Source organism: Paraburkholderia sp. NMBU_R16 (assembly GCF_013282575.1).
In the GTDB taxonomy this organism is placed as follows: Bacteria; Pseudomonadota; Gammaproteobacteria; order Burkholderiales; family Burkholderiaceae; genus Trinickia.
Window position 1 is genome coordinate 53,796 of the sequence record NZ_JAAAYE010000016.1, and the last position, 16,353, is coordinate 70,148.

General features: G+C 64.8%; 15 protein-coding genes. 12 read left to right on the top strand and 3 right to left on the bottom strand.

All coding sequences use genetic code 11. The features are described 5' to 3' along the window. Positions 1 to 13: 13 nt before the first annotated feature. Both lysA and GWC77_RS10600 read right to left on the bottom strand, forming a co-directional pair. On the bottom strand, positions 14 to 1,276 hold the full coding sequence (gene lysA, locus GWC77_RS10595) for a diaminopimelate decarboxylase (protein WP_173256862.1): 1,263 nt from the start codon (positions 1,274 to 1,276) through the stop codon (positions 14 to 16). Positions 1,277 to 1,297: 21 nt separating this feature from the next. Next, positions 1,298 to 1,606: a lipoprotein gene (locus GWC77_RS10600; protein ID WP_173256863.1), complete on the bottom strand. Its 309-nt coding sequence runs from the start codon at positions 1,604 to 1,606 to the stop codon at positions 1,298 to 1,300. Positions 1,607 to 1,656: 50 nt separating this feature from the next. Here GWC77_RS10600 and cyaY point away from each other — a divergent pair, with 50 nt between their 5' ends. Beyond that, a complete protein-coding gene (cyaY, locus tag GWC77_RS10605; RefSeq protein ID WP_173256864.1) occupies positions 1,657 to 1,977 on the top strand; it encodes an iron donor protein CyaY in 321 nt (106 codons plus the stop codon). A 90-nt stretch (positions 1,978 to 2,067) separates the two neighbouring features. Here cyaY and GWC77_RS10610 read toward each other — a convergent pair whose 3' ends face one another. Next, a complete protein-coding gene (locus GWC77_RS10610; protein ID WP_173256865.1) occupies positions 2,068 to 4,506 on the bottom strand; it encodes a penicillin-binding protein 1A in 2,439 nt (812 codons plus the stop codon). Between the two features lie 218 nt (positions 4,507 to 4,724). On the opposite strand from GWC77_RS10610, the gene GWC77_RS10615 reads away from it, so the two are divergent. The 11 genes from GWC77_RS10615 (at position 4,725) to GWC77_RS10665 (ending at position 16,344) form a co-directional block, all read left to right on the top strand. Then, on the top strand, positions 4,725 to 5,729 hold the full coding sequence (locus tag GWC77_RS10615; protein WP_173256866.1) for a pilus assembly protein PilM: 1,005 nt from the start codon (positions 4,725 to 4,727) through the stop codon (positions 5,727 to 5,729). Then, positions 5,726 to 6,376, top strand: coding sequence for a hypothetical protein (locus tag GWC77_RS10620; protein WP_173256867.1), 651 nt, complete (start codon positions 5,726 to 5,728; stop codon positions 6,374 to 6,376). The genes GWC77_RS10615 and GWC77_RS10620 overlap by 4 nt, the downstream gene beginning before the upstream one ends. Next, positions 6,373 to 7,287: a hypothetical protein gene (locus GWC77_RS10625; RefSeq protein WP_173256868.1), complete on the top strand. Its 915-nt coding sequence runs from the start codon at positions 6,373 to 6,375 to the stop codon at positions 7,285 to 7,287. The genes GWC77_RS10620 and GWC77_RS10625 overlap by 4 nt, the downstream gene beginning before the upstream one ends. A 23-nt stretch (positions 7,288 to 7,310) precedes the next feature. Then, a complete protein-coding gene (locus GWC77_RS10630) occupies positions 7,311 to 8,912 on the top strand; it encodes a type IV pilus secretin PilQ (RefSeq protein WP_173256917.1) in 1,602 nt (533 codons plus the stop codon). Positions 8,913 to 9,016: 104 nt separating this feature from the next. Continuing rightward, positions 9,017 to 9,568, top strand: a complete 552-nt coding sequence (locus GWC77_RS10635; RefSeq protein WP_173256869.1) for a shikimate kinase — start codon at positions 9,017 to 9,019, stop codon at positions 9,566 to 9,568. Continuing rightward, a complete protein-coding gene (aroB, locus tag GWC77_RS10640; RefSeq protein WP_173256870.1) occupies positions 9,565 to 10,641 on the top strand; it encodes a 3-dehydroquinate synthase in 1,077 nt (358 codons plus the stop codon). The genes GWC77_RS10635 and aroB overlap by 4 nt, the downstream gene beginning before the upstream one ends. 48 nt (positions 10,642 to 10,689) lie before the next feature. Then, a complete protein-coding gene (locus GWC77_RS10645; RefSeq protein WP_367949033.1) occupies positions 10,690 to 11,916 on the top strand; it encodes a deoxyguanosinetriphosphate triphosphohydrolase in 1,227 nt (408 codons plus the stop codon). A 79-nt stretch (positions 11,917 to 11,995) separates the two neighbouring features. After that, positions 11,996 to 13,324 (top strand): sn-glycerol-3-phosphate ABC transporter substrate-binding protein UgpB, encoded by a 1,329-nt coding sequence (ugpB, locus tag GWC77_RS10650; protein ID WP_173256871.1) that lies wholly within the window; start codon positions 11,996 to 11,998, stop codon positions 13,322 to 13,324. 156 nt (positions 13,325 to 13,480) lie between these two features. Next, positions 13,481 to 14,365, top strand: coding sequence for a sn-glycerol-3-phosphate ABC transporter permease UgpA (ugpA, locus tag GWC77_RS10655; RefSeq protein ID WP_173256872.1), 885 nt, complete (start codon positions 13,481 to 13,483; stop codon positions 14,363 to 14,365). Beyond that, positions 14,362 to 15,207 carry a sn-glycerol-3-phosphate ABC transporter permease UgpE gene (gene ugpE / locus GWC77_RS10660; protein WP_173256873.1) on the top strand — a complete coding sequence of 282 codons (846 nt, stop codon included), beginning with the start codon at positions 14,362 to 14,364 and terminating at the stop codon, positions 15,205 to 15,207. Before ugpA ends, ugpE begins: the two co-directional genes overlap by 4 nt. Positions 15,208 to 15,258: 51 nt before the next feature. Beyond that, entirely contained in the window at positions 15,259 to 16,344 is a 1,086-nt protein-coding gene (locus GWC77_RS10665) for a sn-glycerol-3-phosphate import ATP-binding protein UgpC (RefSeq protein ID WP_173256874.1), read from the top strand. Positions 16,345 to 16,353 lie beyond the last annotated feature (9 nt).

Consider the following 16,353-nt stretch of genomic DNA (forward strand, 5'->3'; position numbering starts at 1 on the left):
GCGCGTTCAGCCTTTAACGCGGAAGCACCGTCTCGGAGCTGAAAAGCGCCTGGACGGTCTCGCGTGCGCGAACCAGATACGCATTGCCGGCATCCACCATCACTTCTGCCGCGCGTGGTCGCGTGTTGTAATTCGAACTCATCACGAAACCATATGCCCCGGCCGAGCGAATCGCGAGCAAATCGCCCGGCGCAACAGCCAGTGCACGGTCGCGCCCGAGCCAGTCGCCGCTTTCGCACACGGGGCCGACGACATCGTAGACGCATGGCGCGTCGCTGCGCCGAACGACAGGTTCGATTGCGTGAAACGCCTGATACATCGCGGGGCGCGCCAAGTCGTTCATCGCGGCATCGACGATCGCGAAGTTCTTTTCAGCGCCTGATTTCAGAAATTCCACCCGCGTGAGCAATACCCCCGCGTTGCCTGTCACCGAGCGGCCAGGCTCGAAGAACACCTCGCGATGTCCGTGTCCGCGCGCATCGATCCGATCGAGCAGCGTGCGCACGAAAACGGTCGTATCGGGCGGTGTCTCATCGTCGTACCGGATCCCGAGGCCGCCCCCGACGTCGATATGACGAATCACAATGCCATCGGCTTCGATCGCCGCGACGAGTTCCAGCAGCTTGTCGAGCGCATCCAGATACGGCGCGATTTCGGTGATCTGCGAACCGATGTGGCAATCGATGCCGACCACTTCGAGGTTCGGCATGGCCGCGGCGCGTCGGTAGGTTGCGACGGCGTCGTCGAACGCCACACCGAACTTGTTCGCCTTGAGCCCCGTCGAGATGTACGGATGCGTCTTCGGATCGACATCGGGATTCACGCGCAGCGACACCGGTGCCTTCATGCCGAGTTCGCCCGCGACCGCATCGAGACGATCGAGTTCCGGGATCGATTCGACGTTGAAGCACTTCACGCCGGCGGCCAGCGCTTCGCGGATTTCTCCGACACTTTTGCCGACACCCGAAAAAACGACGTTTGCGGCATCGCCGCCGGCGGCGAGCACGCGGGCCAACTCGCCGCCCGAGACGATGTCGAAGCCTGCGCCGAGCCGCGCGAAGACATTCAGTACGGCCAGATTGCTGTTGGCCTTGACCGCCACATGAATCGCGGCACGACGGCCGACGCAGGCGCGGGCATAGGCTTCGTAAGACGAGGTCAGCGCGGCGCGCGAATAGACGTAAAGCGGCGTGCCGAACTGCTCGGCGAGCGAGACGGCGCTGACGCCTTCGGCGTGCAACACGCCATCGACGTAATGGAAGGCGGAATCTGACATGCGACGAGTGGGATCGGTGTATTACTGGTTGGCGCCTGGGGCAGTATCCGAGGCGGCGCTTGCGGGCGACGGGGCGCGCGCGCCCGAAGCCGCGCCGCCGAGTTGGTCGGCCGGTGCGAGCATCAACGGTTTCGATCCGCAATCGTCCGGTGCCGGCTGCGCGTCGGGCGAGCGTTCGGAGTACGGCTCGGTATGCTCGACGGGTTTCGCCGGCAGCGGGGGGACGGTCGGCAAATAAAGCGGCCCGCGCTGCCCGCATCCCGCTATCGACACGCTTGTCGCAACGGCCAAAGCCGCTACAATCGCGCTCATCCTGAAGACGACTCGCATGACTGTCTTTGAATTGGCCTGTGAAATAGGTTTAAGCGCCGGAGTTTAGCATGAGCGACAGTGACTACCTGAGCCGCGCGGAGGCCGTGCTGGCCGCCGTCGAAGCGGCACTCGACGATATCGACGCCGACATCGAGGCCGAGCGCAACGGCAACGTCCTCACGCTCGAATTCGAGAACGGCTCGAAGATCATCGTCAACCTGCAGCCGCCGATGCAAGAAGTCTGGATCGCGGCCAAAGCCGGCGGTTTTCACTTCAGGTATATCGACGGCGAGTGGCGCGATACGCGCAACGGCACGGAGTTCTATGCCGCGCTTTCCGACTATGCGACGCAGCAGGCCGGCGAGCCGGTCAGGTTCGCCGCCCGCTGAGCGCGACGAATGGCGGTCCCGCCGCTCGCGCGGACCGCTCAGCGGTTAGGGGCGGTGAGTCGTGGCGGCATTGTCTTGTCGACGCCCGTATCAGTGGCCGTCCAGCAGATTCATGACGCGCTGCCCTTCGTCGGCGGGCCCCGCGGTGGGCGCGGCGCCGGGCTGCGAATCCGATGCCGCGGCGGTTTCGGACCCCGCCTCTCCCTCCTGCGCGGATTGCGGGACACCGACTGACGCCACGAAACCCTGACCCGGTTCGAATCCGTCGATGTAGAACTCGCCGCCGAGCGCCATCACATCCGAGGGCATCGGCATCTCGTACGGCGGCACACCCTTGAGCGCTTCGCGCATGTAGTCCATCCAGATCGGCAGTGCGACGCCGCCGCCGGTTTCGCGGTCGCCCAAGCTGCGCGGATTGTCATAGCCGACCCAGGCGATGGCCGCGAGCGTGTGCTGGTAGCCGGCGAACCAGGCGTCGCGCGATTCGTTGGTGGTACCTGTCTTGCCGGCCAGATCCTTGCGTCCGAGCTGGTTCGACTTGGCCCCTGTGCCGCGCTGCGCCACGCTTTGCAGCAAGCTGTTCATGATGTAGGCATTGGCTTCGTTGATGGCGCGCGGCGCGTTTTGCTCGGCGACGATCGGTTGCGCGCGGGCGAGCACGATGCCTTGAGGATCGGTGACTTCGGCAATCAGATAGGGATTGACGCGATAGCCGCCGTTGGCGAAGACCGAATACGCGCCGGCCATCTGCAGCGGCGTCACGAGTCCCGCCCCGAGCGCCATGGGCAGGTAGGCGGGGTGCCGCTCGGCATCGAATCCGAAACGGGTGATGTAGTCTTGCGCGTAGTGCGTGCCGATGTGCGCGAGGATGCGGATCGACACGAGATTGCGCGATTTTTGCAGCGCCGTGCGCATCGTCATCGGGCCGTCGAATCCGCCGCTGTAGTTCTTGGGCTCCCACGGCGTGCCGCCCGTTTGCGCCGCGCTGAAAAAGAGCGGCGCATCGTTGATCATCGTTGCGGGCCCGAGCCCTTTGTCGAGCGACGCCGAGTAGATGAACGGCTTGAAGCTCGAGCCGGGCTGGCGCCACGCCTGTGTGACATGATTGAACTTGTTCTTGTTGAAGTCGAAGCCGCCGACGAGCGAGCGTATCGCGCCATCCGCGGGCGCGATCGAAATGAACGCGCCTTCCACCTGCGGCAGCTGGACGATCGCCCATTGCCCGTCGTCGCGTTTCATGACCCGCACGATCGCGCCGGGGCGGATGCGGGCGGCCTGTGAGCCCTTCGCGCCGAGGGCGGGCGCGGCAAAACGCAGTCCTTCGCCCGTGATGGCGATCGTGCTCGCATTGGCGAGCATGGCGTGGACTTCGCGAGGCGTGGCCGAGACGACGACCGCTGCCGCCACGTCGCCGTTATCGGGGTGGCTCGCGAGTGCATCGGCGATGGCCTGCTCACGTGCACTGCCCGCGGCCTGTAAGTCGATGAATCCTTCCGGGCCGCGATAGCCGCGCCGGGCGTCGTAGCTCATCAAACCGCGGCGCAATGCGCGGTATGCGTTGGCCTGATCGGCCGAATCGATTGTCGTCACGACATTGAGCCCGCGCGTATACGCTTCGTCGCGATATTGCGCATACATGGCCTGCCGAACCATCTCCGCGACGTACTCGGCATGCACGCTGAATTGCTGCACGCTCGTTTTCGCGACGACGAGCGGCTCGTTGACGGCCGCATCGTATTGCGCTTGCGTGATGTCGCCGAGCTCGAGCATGCGTTGCAAGATGTATTGCTGACGGACTTTGGCGCGGGCCGGATTGACGACCGGGTTGTACGCCGACGGCGCTTTCGGCAACCCGGCCAGCATGGCGGCCTCAGCGAGCGTGACCTGACGCAGGTCCTTGCCGAAGTAGATCCGCGCGGCCGAGGCGAAACCGTATGCGCGCTGGCCGAGGTAGATCTGATTCATGTAGACCTCGAGGATCTGATCTTTCGTCAGTTCCTGCTCGATCTTGTAAGCCAGCATCATCTCGTAGATCTTGCGCGTGAAGGTCTTCTCGCTCGACAGGAAGAAGTTGCGCGCCACTTGCATGGTGATCGTGCTCGCGCCTTGCGTCGCATGCCCATTGCTGAGCGCGGCGAGGCTCGCGCGTGCTATGCCTGCGAGATCGACGCCGCCATGATCGTAAAACCGGGCGTCTTCGATCGCGAGTATCGCCTGCTTCATGTAGCGGGGTACCTCGGCTATATGGACGACGTCGCGCCGCTCCTCGCCGAATTCGCCGATCAGTACGTGGTCCGCCGTATAGATGCGCAGCGGGATTTTCGGACGGTAATCGGTGAGCGCAGCGATCGACGGCAAGCGCTGACTCGCGACGAGCCAGCCATAGCCCAGCACGAGGCCGACGCATAGCACGCCGGCTGCAGCGAGGCCAGCGAGTACGGCGAGCGTCTTCATCGCAATGCGGGCCCAACGCCGGGTGGGCGGGCGCGGCGGTTCAGGCGCAGGCGGCGGAGGATCGAGGGGCTGCATAAAAGGGCTGTCCAGAGGAACCCATCATTATAGCCACCGCTCGGGACGGGCTTTCGATTGGCTTAACGTCGTAGGCGGCAGGCAGGCGCGGGAGCGATGCGCCTTGCCTGGCCGTTCGGTCTAATGTTCGGACGATATCAGGACCGGCACCATTTCTCCATCTCAACGGAGGCGAGCGCTGCACGCGCGTGCCGCCTCGCTGCTGCAAGGAGAAGTCGATGCTGATCGAAACACGATGGATGCCCCCGATGCGTCGGTTCGCCGCCGGCATCGACCTGAGCGAACAGGAATTGAGGCTCGTCGTGGTCAGCCGGTGCATTCGGCCTTTGGCCGCCTCGCGCGTCGAATGGCTTGGTGCGGAGCCGCTTCCGAGCTCGGCAATGGCGAGCGGACATATCGCCGATGTTCGCGCAATCGCCGCAGCGCTTGCCGCACTTCTGGGCCGCTGGCCCGCCGCGCGCACGGTCTGTGCGCTGCCGGCCGCGATGGCTGTGCCGGGCAGCCTCACATGGATTGCCTCGATGCCGTTGCCGCAGTTGCGCGCGGAGTCCCACGGCGCACGGGGTACTGGCGCGGCCGATCCGCTCGAAAGCGCGGCGCGCGCGCACGCGGAGCGCATTGCGGGCATCGAGCGCGAGGCGTTGGCCGTCGATTGGCGCGTGGAGCGCCGTAGCGCTTCCGATCGTGCACAGGTGGCAGCCGTCTCCGGGAGCGCTTCGCATCTGACGATCGCTGCGACGGCCCGCGCTCACCTCGAAGCGCGGATCGAAGCGGCCGCGGGAGCCGGTATCGCACTCGTTGCGGTCGACTGCGAGCCGGCCGCGGCGCTGCGCGCGCTCGTTCGAACCGCGGCGCCCGCGATGCGGGGCATGGAGTCCTTCGCCGCGCTCTGGGCCGGCGACGACGGCGTCTACGGCTGGCGCATTCGCGGCAGCACCATCGAGGCGCATGCGTGTTGTCCGACGTTGCAACGCCGGGAGGTGCCTGACATGTTGCGCGAACTGGCAGGGCCGCACGCGCTCGCGTGTGCCGTGGCCGGCGGTGACCTCGATGCGCTTGCGCGCGATCGCCTTGCGCTTGCCGATATCGGCGATCTGCTGGGGTGTCTCGCGTTGCCATTCGCATGCACTCCGTTTCTGGCGGCGGGCTCGTCGCTTTCACGCGCGCACGAGCCAGCGTTCGCCGTTGCTTATGGGCTCGCGCTGGGCGGGGTAGAGCAATGATCGCCCGGGTCCTCGTCGATCGCTCCGGACGTGCTGTCGGATTGCATGTGGGGGGCTTCAACCTGCTGCCGCACCGGCAGCGCGACGCGCGCAGGCTCCGCAGGCGCGTTTTGCGCGAATGCGCGGCAGCCGGTCTCGCGGGTGTGGCAACCGCGCTGATCTGGAGTGCGACAGGCTCGTCTGAGCAGGAGCGCGCCGAGCGTTCGCGTCATCGGCTCGAAGCCGATCTCGCCGAACTGGCGGCGCCGGTCGCGGAATATCGGCGGCTCGAGCGCGTACAGGCGAGCATGCGTGCGCGCAGCGAGCGCTCACGCATGCTCGCGCGCCCGCGCGAGGCGCTTTGGGGCGTCGTCGATGTGCTGCGTCGCGAGCCTGTAGCCGGTATCGTGCTCGAGCGACTGCAGTTGCGCAGCCGCGGCATCGAGATCGCGGCGAGTGCGGTGGACACCGCAATGCCAGCGCTTCTACTCGAGCGGCTTGGGCGTGTCCCGGGCATCCGCGCGGCCGAACTCGCGGACCTGCGCCTTGGCTCGGGCAGCGGCGCGGGCCAGGGGGCAGTCGCGTTCCTCGCGCGGCTGACGGTGAACGGCGCCGATGTTCAGGCGCAGGCTTCGGAGCCGCGCGCCTTCGAACGGGGGCGACGATGAGTCCGCTCCAACGCACGCGGATCTGGCCGTCGGGGCTGCTGCGCACACTCGGCCACCCAATCGAGGTGCCGCGCCCTTCGGAACTGGGCGAGTGGTGCCGCACGCTCGTCTCGATGCCCGAACGGTGGGGCGGCGCGCATCGGCTACTGATGGCCGTCGCTGTTGCAAGCGTTGCGTTTGCGCTAGCCGCGCAGGGCGGCAGAGCGTTGCGCCACGATCGGAGCGTCGCGGCCGCGAGCGCTGCGCTCGCCGCATTGGCGCATCGCCTCGACGATGCGCGCTCGAAAGCCGCGGCATTGCCTGAGTTGCGGCGGGCCGTGCAGGGTTTGCCTGCGCCGGCAGTCCCCTCGGACGAAATGCGGTCGACGGCCTGGCAGTCCATTGCTGCGCTGGCTACGCGCAGCGGCATGACGCTGCAATCGGTGGAGCCGGGCGACCGCCCGCCAGGCGGCTTGGAAGCAGGACATGTCATCAGGTTCGCGGCCACATCGAGCTTCGCTTCCTTCATCGCGTTCCTGAGCGCGCTTTCCACGTTGCCGGTACTGGTGGTGCCGGCCGAACTCAAACTGGAACACGGCGCACAGGGGCTTCTCCTCCAGGCTTCGCTCGAGGTCCACGACTCGCTGCCCAGCGTACCGGCACGGCGCGCAGGCGAGATTGGGGGCCCGTCCGGCGATCCGTTCGGGGCGCCGCCGGCAGCCGTGCCGAGCCCGGCATCCGAGCTGCGGCTGACTGGCCTCATGATCGAAGGCGCCCGTTCGCTCGCACTCATCGAGGCGGATGGCCAGGGCGCCGTCTATGTGCCTGGTCAGATGCTCGGCAACGAACGTCTGATGCGGATCGGGGCGGCCAGCATCACGCTGGCGCACCGATCGGGTACGCGCGTGTTGGCGATCGGAGCGGGATCGTGACGCCGCGATGCGCACGTCTTGCAATGGTCGCCGTTGTCTTGCTGACCGGTACCCCGGCCTTTGCACGCGTGCCGCTGCTGCCGCCGCTTCCGCCCGGCATGCCAACCCAAGACGCATGGTCTGCGCAAGCCGGGCTGGATGCCAATCGCGGCACGCTGTCGGACATCGACGGCCGCGATACGGCTGCCGAGCACGATGAGGACATTGGCATAGGGGAGCTTGCGGGACACGGCGACGCGCCCGATGCTAACAGTACTTCGTCGCGTAACGCCGGCGAGGCCGCGGGCAGACGGGCACCGGAGCCCGCCTCCGACGATGGAGCGAAGCGACTCGAGGGGCCGCCGGTGCCGCTCGGTCCGCCCCAGCGAATGAGCGATGGCATGCGGCGCCACGGTGAGCGCGAAGACGGGGATGGCAAACCCATCACGCTGCATTTTCGCGACGCGCGCCTCGCCGACGTATTCGACGCGTTCGCCCGGTTCACGGGCCTGAACATCGTGGCGAGCGGCCGTGTACAGGGCAACGTATCGCTTTTCCTCGACGCCGTGCCGTGGCGCAGCGCCTTCGATACGTTACTCGACGCCAATGGGCTGGCCATGATCCGGCGCGACAACGTGATATGGGTGGCCCCAGTCGCCGAGCTGGCCGCTCGCGAGCGATCGCGCTTCGAGGCCCATGCCCGCGCCGCGGATCTGGAGCCGCTGGCAAGCCGCACGTTCGCGCTGCGTTATCCGCGGGCCGAGGACGTGCAGCGGCTTCTGACCGCGTCCGGCAGTCAGCGGGTGCTCTCGAAGCGCGGCGCCGCGATGGCCGACGCCCGAACCAATCTGCTTTTCGTCACGGATCTCGAGGCTCGGCTCGCACAGGTCGCGGAGCTCGTCGCGGCGATCGACAAGCCGAGCCGGCAAGTGCTGATCGAAGCGCGTATCGTGGAGGGCGTGCGGGGTTTCTCGCGCGATCTCGGCGCGCGCCTGTCCGTGCGCAGCCCAGGGAGGGCAGCCAGCGACGATGTCATTGGGTTCTCGGGCGATCGCAACGGGCTCGTGCATGACTTGTCCGCGCAAGCGCTGGCGGGCTTCGATGCCGCCACGGCGGGGCTTACGCTTTTCGCGGCGCGCGCCACGCGTCTCGTAACGGCCGAGTTGAGTGCGCTCGAGGCCGAGGGGCGGGGCGAAATCGTGTCGAGCCCGCGTATCGTCACGGCGGATCGCATGAAGGCGGTCGTCGAACAAGGCAAGGAGCTGCCCTACCAGGCCAAGGTGCGCAACGGCGTATCGGGCATCCAGTTCCGCCGTGCGACGCTCAAACTCGAGGTCGAGCCGCAGATTACGCCGAATGGCCGCGTGATCCTCGACCTCGATATTGCGAAGGACAGTGTCGGGGAGGCGACGGCCGCGGGTCTCGCCATCGACACGAAACATGTGCGAACACGTGTCGAAGTCGAGGATGGCGGTACCGTATCGATCGGCGGCATCTATGAGAAGCGCGATCGCGACGATGTGACTCGCGTGCCACTGTTGGGCAAAATACCGGTTTTGGGCGCGTTTTTTCGCCATCGGACGCAGCGCGAGCATGCCAGCGAACTGGTCGTTTTCATTACGCCGCGCATCGTTTCGATCGATTGACGCGCCGGGGCGGCAGACGGCGCCCGGGTGGGCGACTCGACAAGCCGGCGCCTTTGCCAGTAAGCTGCGCCACGAACCATATCCGAATTGATCAGAGGGTACTGTTGCAAGAGCAGGGCGCAAACACCAGCATTTTCTTCGTAGGGCTCATGGGGGCGGGTAAGACCACTGTGGGCCGTGCGGTCGCGCGCCGGCTCGATCGGCCGTTTTTCGACTCCGATCACGAAATCGAAGCGCGCACGGGGGCGCGAATCCCGGTGATTTTCGAGCTGGAGGGCGAGGCGGGCTTTCGAGACCGCGAGGCTCACGTGATCGCGGAGTTGACCGGGCGTGAGGCGATCGTCCTGGCGACGGGCGGCGGGGCGGTCCTGCGTCCCGAAAATCGCGCACTTTTGCACAGCCGCGGTATCGTCGTCTATCTTCGGGCCAACCCGCACGATCTCTGGCTGCGCACCCGCAAGGACAAAAACCGGCCGCTGTTGCAGACGGAGGATCCTAAAGCGAAGCTCGAAGCGCTTTATGCGGTGCGAGACCCCCTTTACCGCGAGTGCGCGCATTTCGTGGTGGAGACAGGGCGTCCGTCGGTCAACGGACTGGTCAATATGGTCCTCATGCAACTCGAAATGGCCGGCATCACCCGGCAGGCAAATACATGATTACCGTTAGCGTCGATCTGGGCGAACGTAGCTACCCCATTCACATCGGGGCCGATCTGATCGGCCGCACTGAGCTGTTCGCGCCTCATATTGCCGGCGCATCGGTCATGATCGTCACGAACACGACGGTGGAGCCGCTCTTCGGCGCGCAGCTGCGCGCGGCGCTCGCCCCGCTCGGCAAAGAAGTGTCGACGGTCGTGCTGCCGGACGGCGAGTCCTACAAGCATTGGGAAACGCTCAATCGCATCTTCGATGGGCTGCTCGAAGCGCGTGCGGACCGCAAGACGACGCTGATCGCGCTCGGAGGCGGCGTCATCGGCGATATGACCGGCTTCGCGGCCGCCTGCTATATGCGAGGCGTGCCGTTCATCCAGGTGCCGACGACGCTGCTGTCGCAAGTCGATTCTTCCGTCGGCGGCAAGACCGGCATCAATCATCCGCTGGGCAAGAACATGATCGGCGCGTTCTATCAGCCGCTCGCCGTCATTGCCGATATCGGCACACTGCGCACGCTGCCGGAGCGCGAACTCGCTGCCGGCATGGCGGAAGTCATCAAGACGGCGGCGATTGCCGATGCCGATTTTTTCGACTGGATCGAGGCCAATATCGATGCGCTCAACCGCTGCGACGAAGACGCGCTTGCCCATGCGGTCAAACGCTGCTGCGAGATCAAGGCGTCCGTCGTCGCGGCCGACGAGCGAGAGGGCGGATTGCGCGCGATCCTGAACTTCGGCCATACGTTCGGTCATGCGATCGAAGCGGGTCTCGGCTACGGGCAGTGGTTACATGGCGAGGCGGTTGGCTGCGGGATGGTGATGGCGGCGGACTTGTCGGTACGCGTGGGCCGGCTCGATGAAGCCGCACGCCGGCGTCTCGTCGCCGTCGTGGCGGCGGCACGGCTGCCGGTGCGTGGACCGCAGCTGGGTGACGATCGCTATATCGAATCGATGAGAGTCGACAAGAAGGCCGAGGCAGGACAAATCAAGTTCGTATTGCTGGAACGCATCGGCGGGCCTTTCATGACTGGCGTGCCGGAAAACGTATTGCGCGAGACGCTCGCGGCCAACGTCTGAAGCGAGCGCGGACGTCCGGCGCAGCGCGCCGATTCGAAAGGGGGACATGTGGAGCAGAACCCGACGCATGACCGATCGCCTGGGGCAGCGCCGGGCGAGCGCGGCCCGCAAGCGGCTTCATCCGTTTGGGGCGCACCCACGGTCGAAATGCTCGAAGCGCATCTGGCGCCTTATGCCGCCCATTCGGCGCGCTCGCGGGGCCGCCGCTACCCGGAATCGGCGCCGCTCGCGCGCACCGAATTCCAGCGCGACCGGGACCGCATCGTTCACTCGACGGCGTTTCGCCGTCTCGAATACAAGACCCAGGTCTTCGTCAATCACGAAGGCGATCTGTTCCGCACACGGCTGACGCACAGTCTCGAAGTGGCGCAGATCGCGCGCTCCGTGGCGCGCAACCTGCGCGTCAACGAGGATCTCGTCGAAGCCATTTCGCTCGCTCACGATCTCGGTCACACGCCGTTCGGCCATGCCGGGCAGGATGCGCTCAACGATTGCATGCGTGCGCACGGCGGCTTCGAGCACAATCTGCAAAGCCTGGCGGTCGTCGACGAGCTCGAGGAGCATTACGGTGGCTTCAACGGCCTGAACCTCTGCTTCGAGACTCGGGAAGGCATTCTCAAACATTGCTCGCGCGAGAACGCATTGAAGCTCGGTGAGCTGGGAGAGCGTTTCCTGACGGGCAAGCGGCCGTCGCTCGAGGCTCAGATCGCCAATATTGCCGACGAGATCGCGTACAACAATCACGATGTCGACGACGGGCTGCGTTCCGGTCTGCTCACGATCGGCCAACTCGCGGAAGTCGAGCTTTGGCATCGGCATTACGAAGAGGCCAGGCACGCGCATCCCGAACTCGAAGGGCGCCGCCTCGTGCACGAAACGGTGCGCCGCATTATCAACACGCTGATCGTCGACTTGATCGAGACGACGCGCGCCAACCTTGCCGAGCACTGCCCCGATTCGCTCGACGCCGTGCGCGCGGCTCCACCGCTCGTGGCGCACAGCAGCGCCATTGCGGCTCAAGCGGTCGAACTCAAGCGTTTTCTGTTCAAGAACCTGTACCGGCACTATCGCGTCATGCGCATGGCGAACAAGGCGCGTCGCGTCATCACCGGCCTTTTCGAAGCATTCACCGAAGACCCGCGCCTCTTGCCGCCCGATTACGTTGCCGAAGATCCTGCCCTCCAGCCGCGGCGGATCGCGCATTACATCGCCGGTATGACGGATCGCTACGCGCTCAAGGAGTACCAACGTCTGTTTGTCATAAACGATAACTAAACTGCTCGCCCGGTTGGAGCTGAAATCGATTTCATCTCCGACCGGCGCGATGTTGCGTCCACTACGGAGAGGAGAAGACATGAAGGGATATAAAACGCTGGTCCGTTCTGCGGCAATCGGGGTTGCGCTCTTCGCGGGCGCGAGTCAGGGCGTTTTTGCGGCAACGGAGATTCAGTTCTGGCACGCGATGGAGGCCGCGCTCGGCGAACGGGTGAATCAGATCGCCGCGGATTTCAATGCTTCCCAGAACGACTACAAGATCGTGCCGGCATTCAAGGGTTCGTACGATCAGACGCTGGCGGCCGGCATCGCGGCTTATCGCAGCGGCAATGCGCCGGCGATCCTCCAGGTCTATGAAGTCGGCACGGCCACGATGATGCAGGCGAAAAAGGCGATCGTCCCGGTGACCGAGGTCTTTAAGCAGGCTGGCGTACCGCTCGATCAATCGGCGTTCGTGCCGACGATCGCGAGCTACTACAGCGATGCGAAGACAGGCGAGCTCGTTTCGATGCCCTTCAACAGCTCGACGCCGGTGCTGTACTACAACAAGGATGCGTTCAAGAAGGCCGGGCTCGATGCGAGCCAACCGCCGAAGACCTGGGACGAAGTGGCCGCGGACGCGGCCAAGCTCAAGGCTTCGGGCATGTCGTGCGGCTTCACGACAGGGTGGCAGGGATGGGTCCAGCTCGAAAACTACAGCGCGTGGCATGGACTGCCTTTCGCGACCCGCAATAACGGTTTCGACGGCACGGACGCCAAGCTCGAGTTCAACGGCCCGCAGCAGATCGCGCACATCGCGTTTCTGCAGAAGATGGCGAAGGACGGCACCTTCACCTATGCAGGCCGCAAGGACGAAGCGATGTCGAAGTTCTACAGCGGCGATTGCGGGATTTTGACGAGCTCCTCGGGCTCGTTGGCGTCGATTCGCAAGTACGCGAAGTTCCAATTCGGCACGGGCATGATGCCGTACGACGCCGCAGTCAAGGGTGCGCCGCAAAACGCGATCATCGGCGGAGCAAGCCTCTGGGTGCTGTCCGGCAAGGACGCGAACACGTATAAGGGCGTTGCCAAATTTCTCGCTTATCTGAGCTCGCCTGCGGTCGCCGCAAAATGGCATCAGGACACCGGCTACCTGCCGGTGACGAAGGCGGCTTACGAGGAAACGCAGCAGCAAGGGTTTTACGCGAAGAACCCCGGTGCGGATACGGCGATCAAGCAAATGCTGAACAAGCCGCCGCTGCCGTACACGAAGGGTTTGCGTCTGGGCAACATGCCGCAAATTCGCACGATCGTCGACGAGGAACTCGAGCAGGTCTGGGCGCAAAAGAAGACGCCGAAAGAGGCGCTCGATTCGGCCGTTTCGCGCGGCGACGAGTTGTTGCGCCGCTTCGAAAAGTCCGGTACCTGACGCACGGGTTCGCGCATCGCCGCGCTGCCGGGAGCCGCGACGCTCGCGGGTCAGTAGCTGCGCGGGCGGTGCGGACCGAACGTCTTTCCAAGCTGGATGCGCATGGCCGCCGACCCGCACGGGCGGCGGCGCCGCGCCTTAATCGAGCGACGCCCCATGTACGAACGTTCCCGCTTTCCCACGAGCCCACTGCCCTATCTGCTGATCGCGCCGCAGTTGGCCATCACCGCGATCTTCTTTCTCTGGCCGGCCGGCGAGGCGCTGTGGCAGTCCACGCAAATGCAGGATGCGTTCGGGACCTCGAGCGAGTTCGTCGGTCTCGGCAACTTCCAGCACCTGTTTGCCGATCCGCTCTATCTCGGTTCATTCAAGACGACGATCGTCTTCAGCACCCTCGTCACGGTGACCGGTCTTTTCGTCTCGCTCTTGCTCGCGGCGTGCGCAGATCGCGTCACCCGCGGTGCACGGACCTACCGCACGCTGCTGATCTGGCCGTATGCCGTCGCGCCGGCCATCGCGGCCGTGCTATGGGCGTTCCTGTTCAACCCCAGCATCGGCCTCGTCACTTTCGCGCTGGCGAAGGCCGGCATCGTCTGGAATCACGCGATCAACGGTGGGCAGGCGATGTTTCTCGTCGTTCTGGCATCGGTCTGGAAGCAGGTCAGCTATAACTTCCTGTTCTTCTACGCGGGGCTGCAGGCGATACCGCGCTCACTGATCGAAGCGGCGGCGATCGACGGCGCAGGTCCGGTGCGGCGATTTTTCGGCATTGCGTTGCCGCTTTTGTCGCCGACCACGTTTTTTCTTTTCGTCGTGAATCTCGTCTATGCATTCTTCGACACGTTCCCGGTAATCGACGCCGCGACGGGCGGGGGCCCCGCGCAGTCGACAAAAACGCTGATCTACAAGATTTTCATCGAAGGCTTCCAGGGGCTCGATATGGGCAGCTCCGGCGCGCAGTCGGTGGTGCTGATGGTGATCGTCGTCGGGCTGACCGTCGTTCAGTTCCGTTTCATCGAACGCAAGGTTCAATACTCATGATCGAAAATCGCAGAGGCTTCGATCTTTTTTGCCATGCCGTTCTGATCCTGGGCGTGGCGCTGATCGCGTTCCCGGTCTACGTCGCGTTTTGCGCGGCGTCGATGAATGAGCAGCAGGTCTTTTCGGTGCCGCTTTCGCTCTTGCCGAGCACGCACCTCATCGAGAATATCGTCCACGTCTGGAGCCATGGGGCCGGCGATGCCGCGAGCCCGTTCGGCCGCATGCTGCTCAACTCGCTCATCATGGCACTGGCTATCTCGCTCGGGAAAATCGCTGTATCGATCATCTCGGCATACGCGATCGTCTTTTTTCGTTTCCCGTTTCGCAATACGGCGTTCTGGCTCATCTTCGTGACGCTGATGCTGCCGGTCGAGGTGCGGATTTTTCCGACCGTGCACGTGGCTTCGTCGCTTCACCTCATCAATAGCTACGCGGGGTTGACGCTGCCGTTGATCGCCTCCGCGACCGCGACGTTTCTGTTCCGGCAGTTCTTCATGACGTTGCCGGACGAACTGATGGACGCGGCGCGCATCGATGGCGCTGGCCCGTTGCGCTTTTTCCGCGACGTGGTGCTGCCGCTGTCGAAAACGAACATCGCGGCGCTTTTCGTCATCACGTTCATCTACGGCTGGAACCAGTATCTTTGGCCGATTCTCGTCTCGAGCGAGCCATCGATGACGACGGCTGTGGTAGGCATCAAAACCATGATCGGCCAGGGCGACACCGCGACCGAATGGCATCTCGTCATGGCGGCGACGCTGCTTGCGATGTTGCCGCCGCTCGTGGTCGTGATCGCGATGCAGCGCTGGTTCGTGCGGGGGCTCGTCGATGCGGAGAAATAGTGCAATGCCGATGACGGCAGGGATAACGGGTTGTCATATCAGCGAGGGACCATGGCTGCGTTGAGTTTGAGAGGCGTTCGCAAGACCTACGATGGAAAGCAGTTCGTACTGCACGGCATCGACGTGGACGTGTCCGACGGGGAATTCGTCGTGCTGGTGGGGCCGTCCGGCTGCGGGAAGTCGACGCTGCTGCGCATGGTCGCGGGGCTCGAGCGCGTGTCCGAAGGGCAGATCGCCATCGGCGAGCGCGTCGTCAACGACCTCGAGCCGAAGGACCGCGATATTGCGATGGTGTTCCAGAATTACGCGCTTTATCCGCATATGAGCGTACGCGAGAACATGGCGTACGGCCTGACGATCCGCGGGCTCGCGCGGGCTGAAATCGATAGCCGCGTCGCCGCGGCGGCAAAGATACTCGAGTTGGACCCGCTTCTCGGGCGCAAGCCGCGCGAGCTTTCGGGCGGGCAGCGGCAACGTGTCGCCATGGGGCGCGCGATCGTGCGCGAGCCGTCGGTGTTTCTTTTCGACGAGCCGCTTTCGAACCTCGATGCGAAGCTCAGGGTACAGATGCGGCTGGAAATCCAGCGGCTGCACGCCCGCCTCGCCACGACGAGCCTTTACGTCACGCACGATCAGGTCGAGGCCATGACGCTCGCTCAGCGTGTCATCGTCATGAACCGCGGATATGCCGAACAGATCGGCGCGCCGACGGAAGTCTACGAGCGTCCGGCGACGATTTTCGTGGCCGGCTTTATCGGCTCGCCGGCGATGAATCTGCTCTCGGGCCGGCTCTCGGACGACGGGCGGGCCTTCGAGGTGGCCGGCGGCGGACCCGTGCTCGCGCTTTCAGCGCATCCGGCTATCGGCAGCGCCATTGCGTGCGGGCGCGAATGGGTGCTCGGCATCCGTCCGGAGCATATGGCGCCGCGTGCCACTCAAACGTGCGCGAGTCTTGCGGTGGACTCTTGCGAGTTGCTCGGCGCGGACAACCTCGCGCATGGCCGCTGGGGCAGCCACGATGTCACGGTCCGGCTGCCCCATGCAGACCGTCCCCTATCGGGCGAAATCCTGCCGGTGGGGCTTCCGTCCGAACACCTGCATTTTTTCGATCCCGAAACGGGCAAACGCGCCGGTTGACGGCATGAT

Coding starts and splice junctions, on each gene's coding strand:
- GWC77_RS10630 (WP_173256917.1), top strand. CDS start 7,311: ATGGTCGCCGTTGTCTTGCTGACCGGTACCCCGGCCTTTGCACGCGTG.
- GWC77_RS10625 (WP_173256868.1), top strand. CDS start 6,373: ATGAGTCCGCTCCAACGCACGCGGATCTGGCCGTCGGGGCTGCTGCGC.
- ugpA (WP_173256872.1), top strand. CDS start 13,481: ATGTACGAACGTTCCCGCTTTCCCACGAGCCCACTGCCCTATCTGCTG.
- aroB (WP_173256870.1), top strand. CDS start 9,565: ATGATTACCGTTAGCGTCGATCTGGGCGAACGTAGCTACCCCATTCAC.
- lysA (WP_173256862.1), bottom strand. CDS start 1,276: ATGTCAGATTCCGCCTTCCATTACGTCGATGGCGTGTTGCACGCCGAA.
- ugpE (WP_173256873.1), top strand. CDS start 14,362: ATGATCGAAAATCGCAGAGGCTTCGATCTTTTTTGCCATGCCGTTCTG.
- GWC77_RS10610 (WP_173256865.1), bottom strand. CDS start 4,506: ATGCAGCCCCTCGATCCTCCGCCGCCTGCGCCTGAACCGCCGCGCCCG.
- ugpB (WP_173256871.1), top strand. CDS start 11,996: ATGAAGGGATATAAAACGCTGGTCCGTTCTGCGGCAATCGGGGTTGCG.
- GWC77_RS10620 (WP_173256867.1), top strand. CDS start 5,726: ATGATCGCCCGGGTCCTCGTCGATCGCTCCGGACGTGCTGTCGGATTG.
- GWC77_RS10665 (WP_173256874.1), top strand. CDS start 15,259: ATGGCTGCGTTGAGTTTGAGAGGCGTTCGCAAGACCTACGATGGAAAG.
- GWC77_RS10600 (WP_173256863.1), bottom strand. CDS start 1,606: ATGCGAGTCGTCTTCAGGATGAGCGCGATTGTAGCGGCTTTGGCCGTT.
- GWC77_RS10615 (WP_173256866.1), top strand. CDS start 4,725: ATGCTGATCGAAACACGATGGATGCCCCCGATGCGTCGGTTCGCCGCC.
- cyaY (WP_173256864.1), top strand. CDS start 1,657: ATGAGCGACAGTGACTACCTGAGCCGCGCGGAGGCCGTGCTGGCCGCC.